Annotated in this window: 20 protein-coding genes and 1 riboswitch; of the genes, 14 read left to right on the top strand and 6 right to left on the bottom strand. The window is 66.1% G+C overall.

Annotation, left to right across the window (positions count from 1 at the left end; translation table 11 throughout):
* Window positions 1-897, bottom strand: coding sequence for a LysR family transcriptional regulator (locus tag ABMY26_RS34295; RefSeq protein ID WP_372399914.1), 897 nt, complete (start codon window positions 895-897; stop codon window positions 1-3).
* 357 nt (window positions 898-1254) lie between these two features.
* Here ABMY26_RS34295 and ABMY26_RS34300 point away from each other — a divergent pair, with 357 nt between their 5' ends.
* Both ABMY26_RS34300 and ABMY26_RS34305 read left to right on the top strand, forming a co-directional pair.
* Window positions 1255-2247: an aldo/keto reductase gene (locus tag ABMY26_RS34300; RefSeq protein ID WP_372400522.1), complete on the top strand. Its 993-nt coding sequence runs from the start codon at window positions 1255-1257 to the stop codon at window positions 2245-2247.
* A 134-nt stretch (window positions 2248-2381) separates the two neighbouring features.
* On the top strand, window positions 2382-3371 hold the full coding sequence (locus tag ABMY26_RS34305; RefSeq protein WP_372399915.1) for an alpha/beta hydrolase: 990 nt from the start codon (window positions 2382-2384) through the stop codon (window positions 3369-3371).
* 230 nt (window positions 3372-3601) lie between these two features.
* Here ABMY26_RS34305 and ABMY26_RS34310 read toward each other — a convergent pair whose 3' ends face one another.
* From ABMY26_RS34310 to ABMY26_RS34320, 3 genes are all read right to left on the bottom strand, one after another.
* Window positions 3602-5812, bottom strand: coding sequence for a molybdopterin cofactor-binding domain-containing protein (locus ABMY26_RS34310; RefSeq protein WP_372399916.1), 2211 nt, complete (start codon window positions 5810-5812; stop codon window positions 3602-3604).
* 13 nt (window positions 5813-5825) lie between these two features.
* Window positions 5826-6293, bottom strand: a complete 468-nt coding sequence (locus ABMY26_RS34315; protein ID WP_372399917.1) for a (2Fe-2S)-binding protein — start codon at window positions 6291-6293, stop codon at window positions 5826-5828.
* Window positions 6294-6447: 154 nt separating this feature from the next.
* A complete protein-coding gene (locus ABMY26_RS34320; RefSeq protein ID WP_372399918.1) occupies window positions 6448-6690 on the bottom strand; it encodes a hypothetical protein in 243 nt (80 codons plus the stop codon).
* A gap of 288 nt (window positions 6691-6978) precedes the next feature.
* On the opposite strand from ABMY26_RS34320, the gene ABMY26_RS34325 reads away from it, so the two are divergent.
* The 3 genes from ABMY26_RS34325 to ABMY26_RS34335 all read left to right on the top strand — a co-directional run bounded on the left by ABMY26_RS34325 (window position 6979) and on the right by ABMY26_RS34335 (window position 9591).
* On the top strand, window positions 6979-7722 hold the full coding sequence (locus ABMY26_RS34325; RefSeq protein WP_372399919.1) for a response regulator: 744 nt from the start codon (window positions 6979-6981) through the stop codon (window positions 7720-7722).
* Window positions 7719-9164, top strand: coding sequence for a sensor histidine kinase (locus ABMY26_RS34330; protein WP_372399920.1), 1446 nt, complete (start codon window positions 7719-7721; stop codon window positions 9162-9164). The genes ABMY26_RS34325 and ABMY26_RS34330 overlap by 4 nt, the downstream gene beginning before the upstream one ends.
* A gap of 253 nt (window positions 9165-9417) precedes the next feature.
* Window positions 9418-9591, top strand: coding sequence for a hypothetical protein (locus ABMY26_RS34335; protein WP_372399921.1), 174 nt, complete (start codon window positions 9418-9420; stop codon window positions 9589-9591).
* A 19-nt stretch (window positions 9592-9610) separates the two neighbouring features.
* Here the strand turns inward: ABMY26_RS34335 and ABMY26_RS34340 are convergent, their stop codons facing one another.
* Complete coding sequence (locus tag ABMY26_RS34340; protein ID WP_372399922.1) at window positions 9611-10504, bottom strand: LysR family transcriptional regulator; 894 nt, start codon at window positions 10502-10504, stop codon at window positions 9611-9613.
* Between the two features lie 138 nt (window positions 10505-10642).
* On the opposite strand from ABMY26_RS34340, the gene ABMY26_RS34345 reads away from it, so the two are divergent.
* From ABMY26_RS34345 to ABMY26_RS34385, 9 genes are all read left to right on the top strand, one after another.
* Window positions 10643-11692, top strand: a complete 1050-nt coding sequence (locus ABMY26_RS34345) for an NAD(P)-dependent alcohol dehydrogenase (protein ID WP_372399923.1) — start codon at window positions 10643-10645, stop codon at window positions 11690-11692.
* 50 nt (window positions 11693-11742) lie between these two features.
* On the top strand, window positions 11743-12591 hold the full coding sequence (locus ABMY26_RS34350; RefSeq protein WP_372399924.1) for a formylglycine-generating enzyme family protein: 849 nt from the start codon (window positions 11743-11745) through the stop codon (window positions 12589-12591).
* Window positions 12592-12634: 43 nt separating this feature from the next.
* Window positions 12635-13441 (top strand): SDR family oxidoreductase, encoded by an 807-nt coding sequence (locus tag ABMY26_RS34355; RefSeq protein WP_372399925.1) that lies wholly within the window; start codon window positions 12635-12637, stop codon window positions 13439-13441.
* 121 nt (window positions 13442-13562) lie between these two features.
* Entirely contained in the window at window positions 13563-14393 is an 831-nt protein-coding gene (locus ABMY26_RS34360) for an SDR family oxidoreductase (RefSeq protein ID WP_372399926.1), read from the top strand.
* Between the two features lie 175 nt (window positions 14394-14568).
* Complete coding sequence (locus ABMY26_RS34365; RefSeq protein WP_372399928.1) at window positions 14569-14970, top strand: cupin domain-containing protein; 402 nt, start codon at window positions 14569-14571, stop codon at window positions 14968-14970.
* A gap of 68 nt (window positions 14971-15038) precedes the next feature.
* Window positions 15039-16028: an aldo/keto reductase gene (locus tag ABMY26_RS34370; protein ID WP_372399929.1), complete on the top strand. Its 990-nt coding sequence runs from the start codon at window positions 15039-15041 to the stop codon at window positions 16026-16028.
* A gap of 28 nt (window positions 16029-16056) precedes the next feature.
* A complete protein-coding gene (locus ABMY26_RS34375; RefSeq protein WP_372399930.1) occupies window positions 16057-16797 on the top strand; it encodes an SDR family oxidoreductase in 741 nt (246 codons plus the stop codon).
* 2 nt (window positions 16798-16799) lie between these two features.
* The gene (locus ABMY26_RS34380; protein ID WP_372399931.1) at window positions 16800-18071 is read left to right on the top strand and encodes a multidrug effflux MFS transporter; all 1272 of its coding nucleotides are present in this window, start codon (window positions 16800-16802) and stop codon (window positions 18069-18071) included.
* Window positions 18072-18321: 250 nt separating this feature from the next.
* Window positions 18322-18551: riboswitch (cobalamin riboswitch) on the bottom strand.
* A gap of 299 nt (window positions 18552-18850) precedes the next feature.
* Entirely contained in the window at window positions 18851-21850 is a 3000-nt protein-coding gene (locus tag ABMY26_RS34385) for a Tn3 family transposase (RefSeq protein WP_372399932.1), read from the top strand.
* Between the two features lie 15 nt (window positions 21851-21865).
* On the opposite strand, the gene ABMY26_RS34390 is transcribed toward ABMY26_RS34385, so the two are convergent.
* Window positions 21866-22957, bottom strand: a complete 1092-nt coding sequence (locus ABMY26_RS34390; RefSeq protein WP_372395669.1) for an IS1595 family transposase — start codon at window positions 22955-22957, stop codon at window positions 21866-21868.
* Window positions 22958-23022 lie beyond the last annotated feature (65 nt).

Here is a 23022-nt window from a genome sequence, read left to right on the forward strand (position 1 = left end):
TCACGGCGCGCGGTAACGCAGCGTGTCCACCAGCAAGCTCAGCGCCGGCGAAGAATGCCGCCGGTTCGGGTAATAGAGATGGTATCCCGGAAAATAGGGACACCAGTCTTCCAGCACGCGGATCAGCCGCCCTTCGGCGATATGGGGGAGAACCTGGTCTTCCGGCATGTAGGCGACCCCGAGTCCGTCCAGCGCCGAGCTCAGGCGAAGGCCGAGACTGTTGAAGACGAGCTGCCCCTCGCCCCGCACCTTGACCTCGCGCCCGTCCTTCTCGAGGCCCCAGGGGAACAGCCCGCCATAAGTCGGCAGGCGCATGTTGATGCAGGTGTGCGCGGTCATATCCTGCGGCACCAGCGGGATCGGATGCTTTTTGAAATAGGCTGGCGATGCGACCACGGCCATGCGCATCTCCGGCCCGATGGGCACGGCGATCATGTCCTTGGCGACCTGCTCGCCCATGCGGACACCGGCGTCATACCCCTCCGACACGATGTCGGTAAGGCCGTAATCGACGATGATCTCAACGGTGATGTCGGGATGATCGGGCAGGAACCGCTTCAAGGCAGGCTGGAGGATGGAGGTCGCCGGGTGCTCGCCGGCCGTGATGCGGACCGTGCCAGCGGGCTTTTCGCGCAGCTCGCTCAAGGCGGCGAGCTGCGCCTGGATCTCCTCGAACCTCGGCGCGACGGTCTGCAACAGGCGCGCGCCGGCTTCCGTCGGCGCCACGCTTCGCGTCGTGCGGGTCAGCAGGCGCAACCCGATCCTCTCCTCAAGCGCGCGTATCGTCTGGCTGAGCGCCGATTGCGAAACGCCGAGCTTTGCCGCGGCCCGGGTGAAGCTGCGCTCCTGCGCGACGATGGCAAAGGCCGCAAGGTCGTTGAAGTTCTCGTGAGCCATTCATTAGTCCATCTTATCGCCTCATGCGTATTATAGCGTCTAATCGCCATGTCCAGCACGCGCTAATGATCACCGGCAACAGGAAGGCGCGGTTCCGCGCCCAACCGGGGCGCCGAGGAACATTCATCCATGAGCATCGCGACACACGCGCAATCGGCCATCGCCGATTGCGCGCCGACCGCCGGACCTCGCCGCAAGGAAAACGACAAGACGCACGGCATCCAGCCGGGCGACCCGACACGGGCGGCGCAGGCGCTGATCACGCTCGCCCATGAGGCGACGCTTCCCGCCCGGTGCGTGACGCCGGAACAGGATGACCTGCCGCACCACCCGATACGAACTGACTGGAAAAGAACGATGAACACGAGAACACTTGGAAACGGCCTTGAGGTCTCACCCCTTGGCCTGGGCTGCATGGGCATGACGGGCGTCTATGGTGCGGCGACGGACAAGGCCCAGATGATCAAGCTCATCCACGACGCGCATGATCGCGGCGTCACATTCTTCGACACCGCCGAGGCCTACGGTCCGTTCACGAACGAGGAACTGGTCGGCGAAGCCCTCCAACCGATCCGCGATCAGGTCGTCATCGCCACCAAGTTCGGCTTCGACATCGACCTGGAGACGGGCGCGCGCCGGGGCGGCACCGACAGCCGTCCCGAGCGCATCAAGGCGGTGGCGGAGGCTGCGCTCAAGCGCCTGAAGACCGACCGCATCGACCTGTTCTACCAGCATCGCGTCGATCGCGCCGTGCCGATCGAAGACGTCGCCGGTGCCGTCAAGGACCTGATCGCCGAGGGCAAGGTCAAGCATTTCGGTCTCTCGGAAGCCGGCGTCCAGACCATCCGGCGCGCCCACGCGGTGCAGCCCGTCACGGCGGTCCAGAGCGAATATTCGCTGTTCTGGCGCGGGCCGGAAGCGGATCTGCTGCCGGCTCTGGAGGAACTCGGCATCGGCTTCGTCCCGTTCAGCCCGCTGGGCGCCGGCTTCCTCACCGGCCGGATCACCCAGGACACGACATTCGAGGACGGCGACTTCCGCAATCTCGTGCCGCGCTTCTCCCCGGACGCCCGCAAGGCCAACCTCGCCCTGGTCGATGTGATCAAAGGCGTTGCGGACCGCAAGGGTGCCACGACCGCGCAGGTCGCGCTCGCGTGGCTGCTCGCCCGGAAGCCCTGGATCGTGCCGATCCCCGGCACCACCAAGCTCCATCGCCTCGAGGAAAATCTCGGCGCGGCCAGTCTGGAACTGACGGCGAGCGATCTCGCGGAGATCGACGCCGAGACATCGAAGATCGAGGTCCAGGGGGAGCGGCTGCCCGAGGCCGTTCTGAAGATGACCGGGCATTGACGATACAGGAGGACGCGCTCGACATCAGCTTCGAGACAAGGACGCTCATGCCGCCCCTCACACGTCAATCGGCCTGCACGGCCCTGTTGCTGCTCCTGACACCTGCGTCGGCGGACGCTCGGAAGGAGGAGGACATGCGCAACGACGACAGGATCGCTGAACGGCCATACGGCTCTCCTGGAGTTCGCGGTGACGGGAACCCGCGGGGAACGGCGCTCGGCCCGGCCAACACCATCGGCGACATCCTGACTCACCCGGCCTTCGCCGGATTTGCCAGGCGGGTCCTGCCCTGGGACGACCGTTCCTACGATGAAGGCTTGCCGCTCGGCGCTCTGGGCTCGCTGCTGCCCTATCACAGCCATGTGGATGTGGCCGCGGCGATCAACGGCCTGAATCGGCTGATCGCCGACGTGGCAAGCGGCGGAACGGTGTTCTACGACCTCCACACGGAGGCGCAGAAGCGGGCCCAGCCGGCCAAGGAGCACACCGGCCTGTTCTTCTTTCGCGGGCGACCCGGCGCCCCCTTCGCGGTCATCGCACCCGGCGGTGGGTTCGCCTATGTCGGGTCGGTCCACGAAGGCTTTCCCTACGCGCTCGACATCAGCAACCGGGGCTACAACGCCTTCGTTCTCAAATATCGCGCTGGGCACGGCGGCAGGACGGCAACCGAGGACTTGGCGGTCGCCATCTCCTTCATCTTTCGGCATGCGGCAACGCTGGAGGTCGGCATCGAGAACTATTCACTCTGGGGCAGTTCGGCCGGCGCCCGCATGGCCGCCTTCATCGGTTCGCACGGCGTTGCGGCCTTCGGCGGCGATTCCCTGCCCAAGCCATCGACCGTGGTGACGGCCTACACCGCGCACTCCGACACGTCATCCGACGAACCGCCCACCTTCGCGGTCGTCGGCGAGCAGGATGGCATCGCGCCGCCTTCGTCCATGGAAAGCCGCATCGCGGTCCTTCGCCGGGCCGGCACCCCCGTCGAGTTCCACCGTTACCGGAATGTCGGCCATGGTTTCGGGACGGGCGCCGGCACCAGCGCCGCTGGCTGGATCAGCGACGCCGTCCGGTTCTGGGAACAGCACATGAAAGGAAAAGCGAAGAAAGGAGAGGAAGGCCCATGAGCGAGGCGCTGGTGCATCGAGGTCGGCCCGGGCGCACTGATCCCGGAGATGTCTCTTGATCAGGCGCAGCGGACGGCGTTTTGACGTGCTTGATCGATCATTCGGTTGAGGATGGTGACACCCGGCGCCGCTTCGGTCTGCTGACAGGGCGGCGTGCGGGCATGAAGCCCGCTCCTCCCGGCCTGGGTGCACCACCCCCCTCTCAGGTGTGATCCTCCAGCGGCGGGTCCTCAGCTTACCCGCAAATCTACGTTCTTCAGCGGCAGGTTCCGCACGCGCCTGCCGGTGGCGGCGAAGACGGCGTTCAGCACCGCCGGCGCTGCCACGGCGATGGTCGGCTCGCCGACGCCGCCCCAGAAGCCGCCCGACGGCATGAGGATGACCTCGACCGCCGGCATCTCGTCCAGGCGCAGCACCGTGTAGCTGTCGAAATTCTGCTGCTCGATGCGCCCATCCTTCACCGTGCATTCGCCGTACAGCATGGCCGAAAGCCCGTAGGCGAAGGAACCGGCGATCTGCGCCTCGACCTGCTGCGGGTTGACGACGTGGCCGGGGTCGGTGGCGGCGACGATGCGGTGGATGTTCACCTTGCCATCGGACACCGACACTTCGGCGGCGGCGGCGACATAGCTGCCAAAGCCCATGATCTGGGCGAGGCCCCGGTGGATGCCTTCCGCCGGTTTGGTTCCCCAGCCGATGCCCTTGGCCGCCGCCTCAAGCACCGCGAGGTGTTTGGGATGGTTGGCCATCAGCTTGCGGCGGAACGCCAGGGGATCGCTCCCCGCCGCGTGGGCGAGTTCATCGATGAAGCATTCCAGATAGACGGCGTTCTGGTTGAGGTTCACGCCGCGCCAGGCACCGGGCCGGACGTGCGGGTTGCGCATCGCGTGGTCGATCAGCAGGTTCGGCACCGTGTAGCCGATCGCCATCTCCGCCCCATCGGGGACAAGCCCCTGGAAGATGAAGGGATCGCCGTTGGCCGTGATCAGCGATGGCCGGGCGTAGGCCATGATCGACTGGCCGGAAATGCGCATGTGCAGCGCCTCGACGTTGCCCGACCCGTCCAGGGAAGCGCGCAGCCGGCACTGGGTGACCGGGTGGAACCGGCCCTGCGCCATGTCCTCCTCACGGGTCCACATCATCTTGACCGGCGTGCCGGGCACCTGCTTGGCGATCAGCACGGCCATCCGCACATAATCGGTGACGAGCCGCCGACCGAAGCTGCCGCCGATGCGCATCGTGTGCACTTCGCACGCCTCCACCGGCAGGCCCGCCGCGGCCGCCACGGCGTCCAGCGCCGCCTCGGCCACCTGGGTCGGCGCCCAGGCGTCGCAACGCTCCGGCGTCCAGCGTACGGTGGCGCTCAGCACCTCCATCGGCGCGTGGTTCTGGTAGGGGAAGCTGTAGTCGGCCTCGACGACGCGGCCGGCCTTCGTCAGCACGCCCTTGGCGTCGCCCGCCTTGTTGCCGATGTAAGGGGTGTCGGCGGACAACCCGGCGCGCAGCGTCTCGGCGATGGTCGCGCTGGAGACGGCCGCGCTCGGTCCCTCGTTCCACGTGATGGGCAGGGCGTCGAGCGCGGTCTTGGCGCGCCAGAAGGTGTCGGCGACCACCGCCACCGTCTCGTCATCGACGCGCAGCACATGCTTCACGCCGCGCATGGCGCTGACCGCCGTCGCGTCGAAGCTCGCGAGCTTGCCGCCATGCACCGGGCAGGCCTTGGGCACCGCGACCAGCATGCCGGGCAGCGACAGATCCATGCCGTAGACCAGCGACCCGTTCAGCTTGTCGGCGGTGTCGAGCCGCTTGAGAGGCTTGCCGGCGATGATCCAGTCCTTGGGGTCCTTCAGCGCGACCGTGGCGGGCGGGGCGATGCGGTTCGCGGCCACGGCGACGGCGCCGTAGGTGGTGGAGCGCCCGCTCGGCTTGTGGGTGATGACGCCCTTGGCGACGCTGCACTCCTCGGGCTTCACGTTCCAGCCCTGGGCCGCCGCCTGCACCAGCATCGCGCGGGCCGCGGCGCCGCCCATGCGCACATACTCCTGCGACCCGCGAATGGCCCGCGAACCGCCGGTCGATTGGTCGCGCCAGACGCGTTCGCGGCGCCGGTTCTCGCCCGGCTTCACCAGCTCGAAGCGCACCCTGTCCCAGTCGCCGTCCAACTCCTCCACGACGAGTTGGGCGAGGCCGGTCAGCGACCCCTGTCCCATCTCGGCACGGGCGATGCGGATGATGATGGACTCGTCGGGTTGGATCACCACCCAGGCGTTGACCTCCGGCGCGGTCGGCGGCGTTGCCGTCTGGGCCACCGCGCGCGTCGGCAGGGGGAAGGAGAAGCCAAGCGTGAAGGCACCCGCCGCCGCCCCAGCACCAGCCAGGAAGCCACGGCGGGAGACGCGAGGCGCGGAAGCCGGTGTCGGACGATGAGCCTGTGACGTCATCTCGGTTTTTCCCTCAGCCACGGTTGGTCGCCATGCGTTCGGCGGCGAGCTTCACGCCGGCCAGCACGCGGGTGTAGGTTCCGCATCGGCAGATGTTGGAGATCTGTTCCCGGATCTCGGCGTCGGTCGGGTGTGGATTCTGCGCGAGCAGGGACGAGGCGGCCATGATCATGCCGGGCTGGCAATAACCGCACTGCGCGACATCCAGCTCCGCCCAGGCCAACTGGACCGGGTGGGGCTTTTCGGACCCCAGCCCCTCGATCGTGACGATCATCTGGTCGCTGGTGACGGCGCCGACCGGCAGCGCGCAGGACCGCACGGCGACGCCATCGACATGCACCGTGCAGGCGCCGCATTGGGCGACGCCGCAGCCGTATTTGGTGCCGGTCAGACCGGCGTGCTCGCGCAGAACCCAGAGAAGCGGCGTGTCCTCCTCGACGTCGAGTTCCACCTGTTTCCCGTTGATGTTGAGTGTCGCCATCTTGCGCTCCCAGCGTTGAGGATGAGGCCGTGGTGGTGGATCGGCTTTTCGATGCCAAAGGCCGGAGGACCGGTGCGCGGCATATTGTTGGTTACCATGTGGACGCTCAGGCCATTAGGCCGTGGGGGTGGCATGACCCTATGAAGCCGGTTCATCAATGCGCCGGCCAAAGCCTCCGCCGTCCTGAAAGTTCTGCTTGAGAGCGTCCCAAGGGCAACACCCACGGCGAGCCGATTCGCGTGATCGTCAGCGACGGTGCGTCCGCGCTTGAACCGGAAGGCAAGGAACCCGCTTCCGAAGCGGCTTGCGCGCGGTGCGCCTGAATGAACATGGCGGTGAACAGCCACAGCGACAGGACCGTCGAAAGCGACACGACCGTCACGGCAAGACAGTTCATGGTCGTTCTTTCCAATGGCGAAACGGGGTCCCGGCCGGGCGGTTGGACGCATGGAGATCCCGCCGCCGACCGGGTACCGGCGGAGGGGCTTCCGCCGACGAATCCATGTCTAGGGGGCGTATGTCGCAAGACTGTGTCAGCCGCACCGGCTTTGTGTATCGGTCTGTGGCAAAGCCCCGGAACTGATACAGATTTGTACACATTCGCGCTTTGGCGCTCCGATCGGTCGTGCCACTGTTTCGGCATCACAGTTTCGGCTGCCGGCCTTTCCAGTTCCCACGGTGTTCCATGCCGCTTCCAACCGACGACGCCTCCATTCATCTTCTGCTGGTCGATGATCACCGCGACATCCGGGAGACGCTCGCCCGTTATCTCGACCGCCATGGCCTGCGCGTCACCACGGCGGAGGACGCCGCCACCGCAAGGCGCGTGCTGCGCGGTTCGGCGCCGGACCTCGTCGTGCTGGACATCATGATGCCGGGGGAGGATGGCCTCAGCCTGTGCCGGCATCTGCGGGAAACCACCGAGGTGCCGATCATCTTCCTGACCGCCCTCGGTGAGTTCACCGACCGGATCATCGGGCTGGAGATGGGGGCCGACGATTACGTGCCAAAGCCCTTCGAGCCGCGCGAACTGCTGGCCCGCATCAAGGCGGTGATGCGCCGCAGCCGCAGCCTGCCGGTGGACCCGGCCCGACGGCGCGGCGCAAGCCCGCGTGTGGCATTCGACGGCTGGGTGCTCGATCTGGGACGGCGGGAACTGACGGGCAGCGACGGGGTCGCCGTCTCGCTCAGCACCTCGGAATATCTGATGCTGGAGGCCTTCGTGCGCCATCCCGGCCTCGTGCTGTCGCGCGACCAACTGCTCGACCTGACAAAGGGCCGCACAGCCGACGCCTTCGACCGCAGCATCGACAACCAGGTCAGCCGGCTGCGCCGCAAGGTGGAGGCCGACCCACGCAACCCCTGCCTGATCAAGACCGTCTGGGGTGGCGGCTATTGCTTTGCCGCCGGCGTGAGGGAGCTGTCATGACCGGCCTGCTCCGCCACCCCGCGCTCCGCCATCTCGTGCCGCGCACCCTGTTCACGCAGATGGTCCTGCTCCTGGCCGCCGCCGTCGTCGTGGCGAAGCTCGGCAGTTGGTACGCCTACATGGACGAGCGCGCCTTCGCCATGCAGCAACTGCGCGTGGACGACACGATCACCCGAACGGCTTCGGCCATCCGGCTGATCGCGGCGGCGCCGGACCCGCTGCACAAGGACGCGCTGGAGGCGGTGAGCAGCCGCGAGTTCAGCTTCTGGTGGGACCGCGTGCAACTCGGCGCCGCCGCGCCGCCGACGGTGGAGGCGCTGGCCGCGCGCGACCGGCTGAAGGCGCTGGTGGGGGAGAGCGTCACGGATGTGATGGTGCTCATCAAGCGGCCCGACGGCAACGCCCTCGCGGCTCCCGATGGGTCGGAACAGGTGACGTTCATGGTCTCCGCCCGCTTCCCCGACGGCCGTTGGCTGAACGCCGCGACGGTCCAGCCCTCGCGTCCGGCGGTGTCCAACGGCTCGCTGTCTTTTTCTATCCTGACCTCCGTGGCGATGGTGGCGCTGGTCGCCTTCTTCATCTCCCGCCGCATCTCCCGTCCGCTCCGGCAGATCGGGGAGGCGGCGGAACGGCTCGGGCGGGGGGAGACGATGGCACTCGACGAGACGAAGGGACCGACCGAGGTCCGCCGCGCCGCGACCGCCTTCAACGCCATGGGCGCGCGGCTGCGGCGCTTCGTCGATGATCGCACGCGGATGCTGGCGGCGGTCAGCCATGATCTGCGCACCCCCATCACCAACCTGCGCCTGAGGGTCGAACTGCTGGAGGAGGGGGAAACCAGGCAGCGCATGCTGGACAATGTCGAGGAACTCCGGCTCACGGCGGAGGCCATGCTGTCCTTCGCGCGCGAGGAGGGAAGCGAGGAAACACGGATGATCGACCTCGTCTCGCTGGTGGAGAGCGTGTGCGAGGACATGGCCGATCTCGGCGCGCCGGTGACCTTCGACGGGGTGCCGAAGCTTCCGGTGGCGTGTCGCCCGGCGGCGATGCGCCGGGTCATCCGAAACCTCGTGGAAAACGCCGTCGCCTATGGTGGCACGGCCAGGGTGGCCGTGATTGCCGGCGGCGGCGAGAACCGGGTGACGGTCGAGGACCAGGGGCCGGGCATCGCGGCGGCCGACATCGATCGGGTGTTCGAGCCGTTCGTCCGGCTTGAGGAGTCCCGCAACCGCCGCACCGGCGGCGTTGGCCTGGGCCTGTCCATCGCCCGCTCCATCGTCCGTGGGCATGGTGGCGACATCCGGCTGGAAAACCGGCTGGAAGGGGGCTTGCGCGCGGTCCTTACGCTTCCGGCGATGCATCCCGGCAATGGACGGCCGGACAGGCGTGCGTTGACACGACCGATGGTGACGTGGGGCCGCCCGGTCGAAAGGCGCAAGTGACACCGGCAACGCCACCATCCGGTCCGACCGCCGCCACGCATTCATGCCATGCAATCATAGGCTCATGCCGATCATGGCGTCTAATCGACGCGGTTGAAACGACGTATCTCTCGTTTCTACCGACAGGTTGAGCACCGCGGGACCGGCCCAGCCATCCGAGGCCGGGAGCGACGCGGGCGGAACCTGGATGTCGTCCGACACGTCCGTTTCACACCCGGCCTCCGCCGTGCGGAGGACCAGGAAAAGCCGCGTCATGCGGCAGGAGACTCAAATCATGGTTTGCATCGGTATCGGTGTCGTCACCGCCTCGGTGTACGTGCTTCTGCTGGTGGGCAGCGGATACGGCTCCGGGATTCCATTGCGCTTCGAGAGGAGGCGGGGCACGGCGCAAGAGCGCCGTCCGTCCGGGGAGGAACGCATGGGCTGACCCATTCAAGGGGCTTCGATCACTCACGGTAGCGCAAGGCTTCGACCAGCAATTGGAAGGCGGGCGAGGCTTGGCGGCGGCTTGGGTAGTAAAGATGATACCCTGAAAACGGCGGGCACCAGTCTTCGAGAACCCGGACGAGCCGCCCTTCTTCAATCAGGTTGCGGAACTGATCGTCGGGAAGGCAGGCAAGACCCAGACCGTTGACGGCGGCGTGAACGATCATCGGCACGTCGTTGCAGGTGAACTGACCATCGACGCGCACGTTCAGGGGGCGGGCGTTCTTTTCAAACTCCCAAGCGTAGAGACCGCCCAGCGTCGGCAGCCGCAGATTGATGCAGACATGCTGCGTCAGGTCGTGGGGGGTCGCCGGCTTCGGGTGCCGCGCGAAATAGGCCGGCGACCCCGCGACCGCCATCCGCAGTTCCGGGCCGATCTTGACGGCGATCATGTCCTTTTCGACCTGCTCGCCGAGGCGCACGCCGGCGTCGTAACGCTCGGCCACGAGATCGGTCAGTTTCTGCTCGACCGAAATCTCCACCTTGACGTCGGGGTGGGCGGTCATCAGCCGCGTGACCACGGGCATCAGGATCGTCTCGGTCGCATGACGGCTCGATGTGATGCGGATGTTGCCGGCGGGCTTCTGGCGCAGCGCGGTGATCGAATCAAGCCGTGTCTGGATGTCGTTGAAGGCCGGACGCAGCGTCTCGGCGAGCTGCTCACCGGCTTCCGTGGGCGCGACGTTGCGCGTCGTCCGCGTCAGCAGCCTGACCCCCATGCGCTCTTCCAGACGCCGGATGGTGTGGCTCAGCGACGATTGCGACGTGCCAAGCCGCGCCGCCGCGCGGGTGAAGCTGCGCTCCTCGGCCACCGTCAGGAAGCCGATCAGGTCACCGAGTTCATCCCGCTTCATTCATGAATCCACAATATAGGCTTATACCGAATATACCATCCAATCCGCACAGTCTTCCAATGGTATCTTGGTTTTCGCAGCCCTCCGGCCGAGACGGGGTCGAGGCCATCACAATTCCAAACAGGAAGTGGTTGAATCATGAAAACGCTCGGCTATGCCTGCACATCCGCGCACGCTCCGCTGGCCCCTTTCTCGTTCGAACGCCGTGCGCCGCGCGCAAACGACATCGTCATGGAGATTCTCTACTGCGGCGTCTGCCACTCGGATCTTCATTGGGCGCGCAACGACTGGGGTTGGACCGTTTTCCCGGCCATCCCCGGCCATGAGATCGTCGGTCGCGTCATCGAAATCGGCCCGGATGTTGCCAAATACAAGATCGGCGATTATGTCGCCGTCGGCTGCATGGTCGACAGCTGCCAGCATTGCGACCAGTGCCGGAAGGACGAGGAGCAGCTCTGCCGCGAGGGGAACACCGGAACCTATGGCGGGTTCGACCGCTTCACCAAGGAACACACGCTCGGCGGCTATTCCAAGCACCTGGTCGTGCGCGAGGAGTTTGTGCTGCGGATGCCGGACGGCCTCGACCTGGCGAAAGCCGCCCCGCTGCTCTGCGCCGGCATCACCACCTATTCGCCGCTGAAGACCTGGAAGGCCGGCCCCGGCAGCCGCGTCGGCGTGATCGGCCTGGGCGGGCTTGGTCATATGGCCGTGAAGCTCGCCGCCGGTATGGGCGCCCATGTCACGGTCCTCAGCCGCTCCCCCGACAAGGCTGAGGACGCCCGCGCGCTCGGCGCCGCCGCGCTGCTGGTTTCAACCGACGACGATGCGATGGCGAAGGCCGCCAACGGCTTCGACCTCATCATCGACACCGTGCCGGTCAAGCACGACCTCAACCCCTACATGCCGTTGCTCGACGTCGACGGCACGCTGGTGATCGTCGGGCAAATCGGCCCGGTCGCCGAGTTGAGCACCGTTCCCCTCATTCTGGGGCGCCGCCGGATCGCGGGATCGCCGATCGGCGGCATTCGGGAGACACAGGAAATGCTCGATTTCTGCGCCGAGAAGAACATCCTGCCCGACTGCGAGATGATTCGCATGGACGAAATCAACGAGGCCTTTGAGCGGATGGAGAAATCGGACGTCCGCTATCGCTTCGTCATCGACATGGCATCCCTGCAGGTCGGCTGACCATTCCGATGGACAAGACACTCCGACGTCCGACCCTGTCCCGCCGCGCGATGCTCGGCGCCGCCGCGCTGGGCATCGCGGCTGGAGCCCAGGGAATGCTCGGCGGTCCGAAAGCCGCCGTCGCCCAGGCCACCACGCCGGCTGTTGGACTGACGTTCATCAACAGCGTCGGCATGGCGTTCGTGCCGATCCCGGCGGGCCGATTCCTGATGGGATCGCCCGACAGCGACCGGGAGGCGCGCGCTTTCGAGAAGCCGCAGCATGAGGTCACCATCAGCAAGCCGTTCCATTTCGGCCGCTTTGAAGTCACCCAGTCGCAATGGGAGGCGGTGCTGGGCGAGAACCCCTATGATCGCGACCGCTCCAACCCCTACTACACCCTGCCGGGGATGCGGGAACGGATCACCCGCCCCGACCATCCCGCAACCGTGTCGTGGAACGACGCGCAGGAGTTCATCGCGGCGCTGAACCGCAGGGAGGGCGGCGACCGCTATCGGCTTCCGACCGAAGCCGAATGGGAGTACGCCGCGCGCGCCGGAACCCAATCCCGCTATTCCTTCGGCGACGACGACGCCGATCTTGGTCGCCATGCCTGGTTCGGCGAAGACTTCAACACCGGCGGCACGCACCCCGTCGGTCGGAAGGAACCCAACCCTTGGGGTCTTTTCGACATTCATGGCAACGCCTGGGAATGGGTGCAGGATTGGTACGATCCGAACGCCTACGCAAGCAGCCCCTCGATCGACCCCCAAGGGCCGGAGAGCGGCCGGCATCGTGTGGTGCGCGGCGGAAGCTGGCATGCGACGGCCACAAGCTGGCGCTCGGCTTTCCGTCGCGACTACGACCCCGATTATCGCGGAATCAGCATCGGCTTCCGCCTGTTGCGAACCGCGCAATAGCCCCGGACCCAAACCGTCGCGGCGGGAGACGATTGGAGAGATCATGAGCATTGCCCCTTTGACCGTTCTGGTTGTTGGCGCAACCGGCAGCATCGGACGCTTTGTCGTGGAAGACGCGCTGGCGCAAGGCCATGCCGTGCGCGCGCTGGTCCGCAACGCCGCAAAGGCCCGCCAACTGCCCGCGCGGACGCAGGTGGTGGTCGGTGACGTCACCAGACCGGAAACGCTTGACGCCGCCGTCGATGGTGTCGATGCCGTCGTGCTGACGCTGGGCGCCGACGGGCAGGGCAAGACCGGCGCCGAGCAGGTCAGCTACGGCGGCGTGCGCAATGTGCTGGCGGCTCTTGGGCCGCGCCGCGCCCGCATCGTCCTGATGACCGCCATCGGCATCACCAATCGGTACGGCTGGTACAACGAAAGCACGGAGGCCCACGACTGGAAACGCCGGTCCGAGCGGCTTCTCCGCGCCAGCGGCCAGCCCTACACCATCGTGCGCCCCGGCTGGTTCGACCACAACGCCCGCGACCAGCACCGCATCGTTCTTCTCCAGGGCGACCGGCGGCACGCGGGCGACCCGAGCGATGGGGTGATCGCGCGCCGCCAGATCGCCCAGGTTCTGGTCGCCAGCCTGTCGTCGGATCAGGCGCTGCGCACATCCTTCGAGCTGATTGCCGAAAAAGGCCCCGAACCGGAGCGTTTCGACGCGCTGTTCGCGTCGCTCGACGCAGACCCCCACGGTGCCCTGGATGGCGTGCACGATTTGCCGAACATGCCGCTTGAGGATGAACCGCGGCGTGTCCGCGACGACCTCGCAAGAATGGCCGCCCATCGGCTGGCCGACGCGGTCTGAAGACAACGGGTTACCGCGATGATCGGGAGGACGGCGTCGCCCGCCCCCGTGGTTGCAGGGATGGGTTGCAGGGATGAACACCGAAAAAACCCGTCGCCAACATGGAGAAAAGGAAACAATCATGACCAACGTCATCGTCGTCATCGGGGCCGGCTCCATCGGTCAGGCGATCGCGCGGCGCGTGAGCGCCGGCAAGCACGTGCTGCTGGCGGATCTGCGTCAGGAGAACGCCGACGCGGCGGCAAAGACACTCAGCGAAGCCGGCTTCGCGGTGAGCACCGCGACCGTCGATGTCTCCTCGCGCGCGTCGGTCCACGCGCTGGTCGAAACCGCCACGGCGATCGGCGAGGTGACCGGCGTCATTCACGCCGCCGGCGTCTCCCCGTCCCAGGCGCCGCCGGCGGTCATCCTCAAGGTCGATCTGTACGGCACCGCCGTCGTTCTCGAGGAGTTCGGCGCGGTCATCGCGCCTGGAGGATCCGGCGTCGTCATCGCGTCGATGTCCGGCCACCGGCTGCCGGCGCTGACAGCGGAGCAGGACAAGGCGCTGGCGACCACGCCCACCGATGAGCTGCTTGCGCTTCCCATGCTGCACCCGGATCGGGTGACCGATCCCCTGAACGCCTATCAGATTTCCAAGCGCTGCAACGCGCTCCGGGTCATGGCCGAGGCGGTGCGGTGGGGCAAGCGCGGCGCGCGGGTCAACACGATCAGCCCCGGCATCGTCATCACCCCGCTCGCCAAGGACGAACTGACCGGTCCGCGAGGCGCCGGCTACCGGCGCATGATCGATCTGTGCCCGACCGGCCGAGCCGGGACGCCGGACGAGATCGGCACGCTCGGCGCCCTCCTCATGGGCGCCGACGGCGCGTTCATCACCGGCAGCGACATCCTCATCGATGGCGGCGTGACGGCGTCCTACTGGTACGGCGAACTGGCGCCGACGGCCTGATCGATGACCATGCCCACCCCCCGGCCACCCCCCGCCACCCTTGATCCGGGACGGCAGATATATGAAGCAGGATCATAAGCTCATGCGGAATACATGACCTAATCAGAGCAAAACTTTCAGCCTATCTCCTGTTGATGGACTCAAGGCCGTCCGACGCCATCAACAGGAGACGATGATGAAGATCACCAGACTGGATTCGGTGCCCTCCGCGCAGGGACCGGCTGATTATTTCACCGGCACCGTGCGCATCGACGGCTTGTTTCAGGCGGAGGCACCGGCCCGGGTCGGCGGCGCGACCGTCACCTTCGAGCCGGGCGCCCGCACGGTGTGGCACACCCACCCGCTGGGGCAAACGCTGATCGTCGTCGCCGGCCTTGGCCGGGTGCAGCGCAAGAACGGTCCGATCGAGGAGATTAGGCCTGGCGACATCGTCTGGATCGAACCGGGCGAAATCCATTGGCACGGCGCCTCGCCAACCATCGCCATGACCCACGTCGCCATCGCCGAATCCAAGGACGGCAAGGCCGTCGATTGGATGGAGCCGGTCGCCGACGCCGATTACCAGCCGGTGGGCTGAGCCCGCGGCGGCGGCCGAACCATTCACCCAACTCGTGCCCGAGCCGGTCGGCTCCAAGGAGAAAACAGATGCAAAAGCGGACACTCGGCAACAGCGGCCTTGAGGTGTCGGCCATCGGCTTCGGCTGCATGGGGCTGAACTTCAGCTATGGCACCGCTCTGAGCAACCAGGACAGCGTCACGCTGATCCGTCAGGCGGTGGACCGTGGTGTCACCTTTTTCGACACGGCGGAAATTTATGGCCCCTACACCAACGAGGAGATCGTCGGCGAGGCTCTGCGACCGCTCCGCGACCGGGTGGTGATCGCCACCAAGTTCGGCTTCAACATCGAGAACGGCAAGATGGCCGGTCCGAACAGCCGGCCCGAGCGCATCCGCGCGGCAGCGGAAGGGTCGCTCAAGCGGCTCGGCATCGAACGGATCGACCTGCTGTATCAACACCGCGTCGATCCCAACGTGCCGATCGAGGATGTCGCCGGCACGGTCAAGGATCTGATCGCCGAGGGCAAGGTGCTGCATTTCGGCATGTCGGAGCCCAGTGCGCAGACGTTGCGCCGCGCCCACACAATTCAGCCGGTCACCACCCTGCAAAACGAATATTCCCTCTGGACGCGCGGGCCGGAGACCAACGGCATCCTGGCCGCCTGCGAGGAACTCGGCATCGGCCTTGTTCCTTACAGCCCGCTCGGCAAGGGCTTCCTGACCGGGGCCATGGGCAAGGACACCAAGATCGCCGAGAACGACTTCCGCAAGCTTTTGCCGCGCTTCACGCCGGAGGCGATGGAAAAGAATCAGGCGCTGATCGATCTGTTGACGCGCATCGCCAATCAGAAGGGCGCGACCCCCGCCCAGATCGCGCTGGCCTGGCTGCTGGCGCAAAAGCCCTGGATCGTGCCGATCCCCGGCACCACGAAGCTGCATCGCCTCGAGGAAAACATCGCGTCGGCCGATGTCGTTCTGACCCAGGCCGACCTGGCCGAGATCGAGCGCGCCTCCGCCGCCATCACGGTCGAGGGCGAGCGTTATCCCGAACAGCTTCTGAAGACCGTGGGCCTTTGAGCCCGATCCCCTCCGCATGGAGACTGTCATGACCGGGAACATCAAGGGCAAGGTCGTTGTCATCACCGGCGCCAGCAGCGGGTTGGGCGCGGAAACCGCCCGCCATCTGGTGAAGAACGGCGCCAGGGTCGTGCTTGGCGCGCGGCGCGTCGATCGGCTGGAGGCGCTGGTTGAAGAGCTTGGACTCGGCAAGGACGCCATCGTCGGGACCGACGTCGCCGCCCCCTCCCAGGTGCAGGCCCTCGTCGATCGGGCGGTCGCCCTCCATGGCCGGATCGACGTGATGATCAACAACGCCGGCATCATGCCGCTGGCGCCGCTCGAACTCTTGCAAATCGCGGAGTGGAGCCGGGTCATCGACGTCAACGTCAAGGGCGTGCTCCACGGCATCGCCTCCGCGCTTCCCTACATGAAGGAACAGAAGAGCGGGCATGTCATCAACGTCTCCTCGGTCGCCGGCCACAAGGTCCGGGCCGGCAACACCGTCTACGCGGCCACCAAGCACGCCGTGCGGGCGATTTCCGAAGGGTTGCGGCAAGAGGTCAAGCCCTACAACATCCGCACGACGATCCTCTCGCCGGGGGCGGTCGATACGGAGTTGCCGGCCAGCATCACCGCGCCGGAGGTCGCCAAGGCCACGCAGGGCTACTACGAGCGGAACGCCATTCCGGCATCGAGCTTCGCCCGCTGCGTGCTCTTCGCCATGAGCCAACCGGACGACGTTGACATCAACGAGATCCTGTTCAGACCGACCCGACAGGAGCTTTGATCTTGGCCGATCCGGGAACCGCCGCCGACACGCTTGGCGGCAACGCGTCGCTCCGCACCGAGGCAATCGCGACGCCGGACCACCCGCCGAGCCGGTGGCATGTGCTTGCCATTCTCAGCGCGCTGATGGGGTTTGCGTCGATCTCGACGGATTTTTATCTGCCGGCGATGCCCGCCATGGCGGACGCGCTGAAGGCGGACACCGGCAGCGTCGAATTCACCATCTCGGGATACCTGATCGGCTTCAGCCTCGGGCAATTGTTCTGGGGGGCCATCAGCGACCGCTATGGCCGCCGCCTTCCGGTGGCGGCGGGACTCGTTCTGTTCGTCATCGGTTCGGCCGGGTGCGCGCTGTCAGGGGACGTCTGGACGATCATCGTCTGGCGGGTGGTGCAGGCGCTGGGCGCCTGTGCTGGCGTCGTCTTGTCCCGCGCCATGGTGCGGGATCTTTACCAGGGCCCCCGCGCCGCCCAGATGCTCTCGACCCTGATCGCGATCATGGCCATAGCGCCGCTGCTCGGCCCGATCCTCGGCGGGCAGATCGACGCCGCCGCCGGTTGGCGGGCCATCTTTTGGACCTTGGTCGGCGTCGGTCTCGCAACGCTCGCAACGCTGTTCACGATGCCCGAGACCCTACCCATGGCGCGGCGGCAGACCGCGCCTTTGATGGGGGCGTTCGGTCGTTACGGCAGGCTTCTCGGGAATCGCAAAATCCTCGGTTACGCCGGGGCCGGCGCCTTTTTTTACGGCGGCATGTACGCCTACATCGCCGGCACGCCGTTCGCCTTCATCACCTATCACCACGTGCCAGCCGCCTTCTACGGCCTGCTGTTCGGCGCCGGCATTCTCGGCATCGTCGGAACCAACCTCCTCAACACACGCCTGGTGCGTCGCTGGGGCATGGACAGGCTCCTGCTGGGCGGAACGGCGGCGGCGGCGTTCGCCGGGATCCTGCTGGCCGTCACCGCCTTCCGTGATTGGGGTGGCCTGTGGGGCCTGTTCGCGCCGCTTCTGCTGTTCGTGTCCTGCACCGGATTCATCGTTGCGAACTCCATCGCCGGAGCCATGGCGGATTTCCCGGAGCAGGCCGGCGCGGTGTCGGCCTTGGTCGGCGCCCTTCAATACGGCACGGGCATCGCCGGGTCGGGTCTCGTCGGCGCCTTTGCCGATGGAACGCCTTGGCCGATGGGCTGGGTCATCGCCCTGGCCGGCATCGGCAGCCTGACCTGCGCCCTGCTCGTCGCCCGCCCAGCGGCCAGAGGCAGGGCGGACTGAACGGCTCGGAGCCTCGTGTTGCGAGTCAGGCCCGCGCTCCAGACGCGCATCCACACCCAGCCCCCAAAGAGGGCCGTTGAACGGACGTTGCCCGAACGCCAGCGATCAGACGCGACGCGCCCGTGCGGGATCATTCGTTGACGACGGGTTTTTGAAGGGGGTCGGCCCACTTCGGACTCCGGTCGCGGCAACGCCAATGGACGCGTCACCACAACGGGTTTCCGCACCCTCGACACACCCCGATCGAAGGCAAAGTGACGCCGTCAACGGCAGGTCTCCTGGCTCGCGGGTCGTCATCTGGCGCCGCCTTCCCGACCGGGTCCGAAGACCACAGGCCAGTGGCTTGTTTGGCGCCGACTCGCCGCTCACAGTTGCGGGGACAGCCACGGCTTGGACATGGACGCGAACGCCCGATCCTTCCGTCGTTCCCTTTTAATCCCCCGGCTTGCACCAGGGGGAACTGCTGACGATGGACTCACTGATAGGGGTTGGCCTCCAGCCTGTCAATGGCGTCGCGCGGCGGCGAAGGTTCCCCCTGACCGCCCGATTTTACTCCGGCGTCTCCAACATTCCGGGCGGATTTCTGGTCCGCACGATCATCCGTTTGCAGCCATGCTTGGGTTTGTCGTCTGGCAAGCGGACCCCGGACATGTCGACTTCAGCGCCGACAGCCGCCGTCATCCCTCCCGATGCGACGCAATCCTTCTCAGACGGATGATGGGTCGGACGTGGGTTTCGGCTATCCAGGGCAGCCTTTCCTCACATGGACCAGACCAGCCATGCCGCGCCGCCGCGCTCTGACCGATGCCCAGCTTGCCGCCCTGTTCGCCTTGCCGACCGCCGAAGCCGATCTCATCCGCCATTACACCCTCGGTCCCGACGATGTGGTGGTGATCGCCCGGAGGCGGCGGTCGCACAACCGGCTCGGGTTTGCGCTGCAACTCTGCGCCCTGCGCTATCCTGGGCGCTTGATCCGGCCCGGCGAACTGGTTCCCCTGGAGGTGGTTCGGTTTATTGGCGAGCAACTCGACATCGCTCCCGAAGCGCTTGCCGATTACGCGGCGCGAGCGCCGACCCGGTACGAGCAGCTCGACACCTTGCGCGCCGTATACGGCTTTGACAGCTTCACCCGCCCTCACCACCAGGATCTGTCGCAATGGCTGGTGCCGATCGCGTTGACGACGGTCAGCGGCAAAGCCATCGCCGAAGCCTTGATGGCCGAATTGCGGCGTCGCGGAATCGCCGCGCCAGGCGCAACCGTCGTCGAAAGGATGGTGTCCACGGCATTGCTGCAAGCCGAACGTCACGTCGCAAACCTGCTGGTCCGAACCTTGTCTGAAACGCAGCGTATCGCTCTTGACACGCTCCTTGAGAACCACCCTGACAATCACCTCAGCGTCCTGGCCTGGGCGCGGCAATCACCCAACCTGCTCGGACACCGGTCCTTGGTCCGCCTGATCGAGCAGTTGCGGCGTCTGCGCAGCGTGGGACTTGACGCCGATGCGACGCTTCCCATCCACCCCGACCGCGTGAAACAGCTTGCCCGAGAAGGAACGCGGCTCACCGCCCAGCATCTCAAAACCCTTTCCCCCACCCGGCGGCGCGCTGTTCTGCTGGTCACGGTGCTCGAAACCATACCGCGCCTGACCGACGACGCGATCAGCGTTTTCGACCGGCTGATTGGCCAGTTGTTTCGTCGTGCCGAACGGCGGGCCAACGCAACGCTTCAGAGCGACGCCCGGGCGATCAATGACAAGGTGAGGCTGTTCTCCCGGATCGGGGACGCGTTGCTGGCTGCGCGGCAAGCGGGTGAAGACGCCTTCGCCGCCATGGACAAGATCATCCCCTGGGACAGGTTTGCCGAAACCATCGCGGAGGTGAAGGGGCTGATCCGGCCTGACGGGCCGGATTATCTGGCTCTCGCCGAACGAAACCATCGATTCCTCCGCCGGATCGGCCCTGTGTTCTTGGATGCCTTCAACTTCCAAGGCGTGGCGCCATCGGGTGGTCTTCTGCGGGCGGTGGACGCGATCCGGGCCTTCTACGTCGGCAATCGGCGCACTCTGCCGCCGGACCTGCCGACCAGTTTCATTCGTCGGGGTTGGCGGCCTGCGGTGATGAAGGAGGGAAAGATCGATGGCCAGGCTTATGAACTCTGTCTGTTCGCCGAGCTTCGTGATCGGATTCGAGCCGGAGACGTCTGGGTTGCCGACAGTCGGCAGTACCGGGCGGTCGAGGACCAACTCATCCCACACCCGCTGTTCGCCGCCATGAAGGAGGCTGGCCCGCTGCCGGTTGCGGTGCCGATGGAGTGCGACGCCTATCTGGATCAGCGCCGGGCGCTTCTCAATGAGCGGCTGGCGGTGATCGCTGACAAGGCCGAGCGGGATCGGCTGGAGGATGTGCGCCTCAGCGGTACGACACTCAAGATCACACCGCTTCAAGCGGTGACGCCCGAAGCGGCGGAAGCCTTGGCGGACCGGCTCTACGGTCTTCTCCCAAAAATCCGCATCACCGAGCTTCTTGACGAGGTAGCCGGTTGGACGGGGTTCAGCGACGAGTTCACGCATTTGCGCACAGACCTGCCGACCACCGACCGCCGGGTGGTGCTCACCGCCGTGTTGGCGGACGCCACCAATCTTGGTCTCACCCGCATGGCGGACGCTTGCGCCCTCGCCAGCTACAAGCAACTCGTCTGGACAGCCGGGTGGCATCTGCGGGAAGAAACCTACGGACGGGCCTTGGCGGCAATCGTCGAGGCGCAGCAGGCGCAACCGCTCGCCGCCCGGTTTGGCGCGGCTACGGCGTCCAGTTCGGATGGCCAGCACTTCCCACTGGGGGGCCGCGGTGAATCCACCGGCGCCGTCAATCCGCACAAGGGGACCGAACCGGCGATCTCCTTCTACACCCATATTTCCGGTCGCTACGCCCCCTACCACACAAAGGTGATTTCCGTGGTGGAAGGCGAGGCCCCTCATGTCATCGATGGCCTGCTTTACCATGGGGCCGACCTCGATATCGCCGTTCATCATGTCGATGGCGGCGGCGTTTCGGATCACATCTTTGCACTGTGCCATGTGCTGGGATTCCGCTTCGCGCCGCGCATCCCCAATCTCCACGATCGTCGGCTCTACACCTTTGCCCCGGCCGCACAATGGCCGGTCCTGGAGCCGTTCATCGCAGGTCGGATTGATGAACCGCTGATCCGTTCCCATTGGAACGACGTGTTGCGGTTGGCGACTTCTGTCAGAACCGGAACCGTTCCTGCTTCGCGGATGCTGCGGCGGCTGGGGTCTTATCCACGTCAGAATGGCCTTGCCCTGGCCCTTCGTGAAATCGGACGCATCGAGCGGACCCTGTTCACGCTCGATTGGCTGGATGATCCCGTGCTCCGCCGACAGGCAACAGCCGAACTCAACAAAGGGGAGTCCCGCAACGCGCTCGCTCGCGCCGTCTGGTTTCATCGGCTCGGTCGAATCAGAGACCACACCTATGAAAGCCAACAGCATCGTGTCAGCGGCCTCAACCTTGTCGTCGCGGCCATCATCCTCTGGAACACCGTCTATTTGAGCCGCGCCGTTGAAGCGCTGCGCAACCAAGGAGAAAACGTTCCGAACGACCTGCTGGCCCACTTGGCGCCGCTGGGCTGGCAGCACATCAATCTCACCGGCGACTATATCTGGCAGCCAGAAGACGCACCAGAATTGTCTGATTTCCGACCGCTCAGGATAAGGCCTAGCCCGCCAAATACCTTCGATGTTCGTGCTTTGTCCGCTTAGCGTATATCGCCATTATCAACCAAAGACAGCTACGGCGGAGCGAATGCTGATCCCGCCGTCCTTGGTTCGCCGGAGTTGGCGCCCAACAGCATAACGGAAGACGGCGGGAAGCTGGAGCGCTGGGGGAACACGGGACCACAGGGTTTGGATCACCGTCCGCCCTTTGCGGGTTCGGCGTTGGGCCTGACCTGCCACCGTGCGCTGGGACCAGCGGAAGCCGATCTCGCCGAAATACAGGTCAGCATGGTCGGGGCTGATGTGATGGAAGACGCCAGCGATCGTGCGCCGGACACGATCGTTGAAGCCCTCGGCCGAATTGGCATGCACGCCGCCGCGAACATACTCGCGCTGGGAATGGCGGACCGTATCGTGCGCAGCAAACGCGCTGCCGATGGCGACGAACGCCTTCCATTCGTCGCTCATCAGGTGCGCGTCGGGATCGACAGCGGCTTCCAGCACCCGCTCAGCCTCGTCGAGCGACAGATCAGCAACCACGGCGGCACGGGCTTCGCCCGCCGGTGTCCCCGGCTCCCGACCGCTTGGCCGCTGAACGACCGCAAGTGCTGGCGTCTTCGTCGTGCGGGGCTGGCCCTTGCGTCCACGCCCCAACTTGGGAGGGTTGTGATCCCGGCGCGGCTTGGCGCCGAAATGGAACTCGTCGATCTCCACCGTTCCGCCCAGCGGATGGTCGCGCAACACCAGGAGCCGCAGAACATGGCCCATCCGCCATGCCGTCGGCTGGCTGACGCCGAGTGCTTCGGCCAAGCGGATGGACGAAATGCCCTTGTCCGATTGCAGGATGAACCACAGCCCCATGAGCCAGGTCCGCAACGGCAGCTTCGTTCCATGCAGCGGGGTTCGCGTCGTCACGGTGAACTGGAAGCGGCAGTCCGGATTGCAGCACTGATAAAGTCCCGGCCGGCACCGTCGTCGCGTGTCGCGCCCCGCCAGGGTGATCGAGCGCCGCGAGCCGCAGGCGGGGCAGAGCCGTCCATTAGGCCACACCATCGCCTCAACCAGCCAGCGGCACCGCGCCTCGTCGCGGAAGGCCTCGGTCATCTCCGCCACGGTCCGAATGGCCGTCAGCTCTTCGAGCACCGATCCCATCCTCCCCTCCGTGCTTGATGGCTGAGAGTGGCACGTAAACGCTGGAGAAGCTACGCTTTACTGTG

The organism is Azospirillum sp. HJ39, assembly GCF_041507355.1.
GTDB lineage: Bacteria > Pseudomonadota > Alphaproteobacteria > Azospirillales > Azospirillaceae > Azospirillum > Azospirillum thiophilum.

Bases quoted from the DNA above. Each gene is read 5' to 3' on its own strand.
- ABMY26_RS34295 (WP_372399914.1), bottom strand. From the start codon at position 897: ATGGCTCACGAGAACTTCAACGACCTTGCGGCCTTTGCCATCGTCGCG.
- ABMY26_RS34300 (WP_372400522.1), top strand. From the start codon at position 1,255: ATGAACACGAGAACACTTGGAAACGGCCTTGAGGTCTCACCCCTTGGC.
- ABMY26_RS34305 (WP_372399915.1), top strand. From the start codon at position 2,382: ATGCGCAACGACGACAGGATCGCTGAACGGCCATACGGCTCTCCTGGA.
- ABMY26_RS34310 (WP_372399916.1), bottom strand. From the start codon at position 5,812: ATGACGTCACAGGCTCATCGTCCGACACCGGCTTCCGCGCCTCGCGTC.
- ABMY26_RS34315 (WP_372399917.1), bottom strand. From the start codon at position 6,293: ATGGCGACACTCAACATCAACGGGAAACAGGTGGAACTCGACGTCGAG.
- ABMY26_RS34320 (WP_372399918.1), bottom strand. From the start codon at position 6,690: ATGAACTGTCTTGCCGTGACGGTCGTGTCGCTTTCGACGGTCCTGTCG.
- ABMY26_RS34325 (WP_372399919.1), top strand. From the start codon at position 6,979: ATGCCGCTTCCAACCGACGACGCCTCCATTCATCTTCTGCTGGTCGAT.
- ABMY26_RS34330 (WP_372399920.1), top strand. From the start codon at position 7,719: ATGACCGGCCTGCTCCGCCACCCCGCGCTCCGCCATCTCGTGCCGCGC.
- ABMY26_RS34335 (WP_372399921.1), top strand. From the start codon at position 9,418: ATGCGGCAGGAGACTCAAATCATGGTTTGCATCGGTATCGGTGTCGTC.
- ABMY26_RS34340 (WP_372399922.1), bottom strand. From the start codon at position 10,504: ATGAAGCGGGATGAACTCGGTGACCTGATCGGCTTCCTGACGGTGGCC.
- ABMY26_RS34345 (WP_372399923.1), top strand. From the start codon at position 10,643: ATGAAAACGCTCGGCTATGCCTGCACATCCGCGCACGCTCCGCTGGCC.
- ABMY26_RS34350 (WP_372399924.1), top strand. From the start codon at position 11,743: ATGCTCGGCGCCGCCGCGCTGGGCATCGCGGCTGGAGCCCAGGGAATG.
- ABMY26_RS34355 (WP_372399925.1), top strand. From the start codon at position 12,635: ATGAGCATTGCCCCTTTGACCGTTCTGGTTGTTGGCGCAACCGGCAGC.
- ABMY26_RS34360 (WP_372399926.1), top strand. From the start codon at position 13,563: ATGACCAACGTCATCGTCGTCATCGGGGCCGGCTCCATCGGTCAGGCG.
- ABMY26_RS34365 (WP_372399928.1), top strand. From the start codon at position 14,569: ATGAAGATCACCAGACTGGATTCGGTGCCCTCCGCGCAGGGACCGGCT.
- ABMY26_RS34370 (WP_372399929.1), top strand. From the start codon at position 15,039: ATGCAAAAGCGGACACTCGGCAACAGCGGCCTTGAGGTGTCGGCCATC.
- ABMY26_RS34375 (WP_372399930.1), top strand. From the start codon at position 16,057: ATGACCGGGAACATCAAGGGCAAGGTCGTTGTCATCACCGGCGCCAGC.
- ABMY26_RS34385 (WP_372399932.1), top strand. From the start codon at position 18,851: ATGCCGCGCCGCCGCGCTCTGACCGATGCCCAGCTTGCCGCCCTGTTC.
- ABMY26_RS34390 (WP_372395669.1), bottom strand. From the start codon at position 22,957: ATGGGATCGGTGCTCGAAGAGCTGACGGCCATTCGGACCGTGGCGGAG.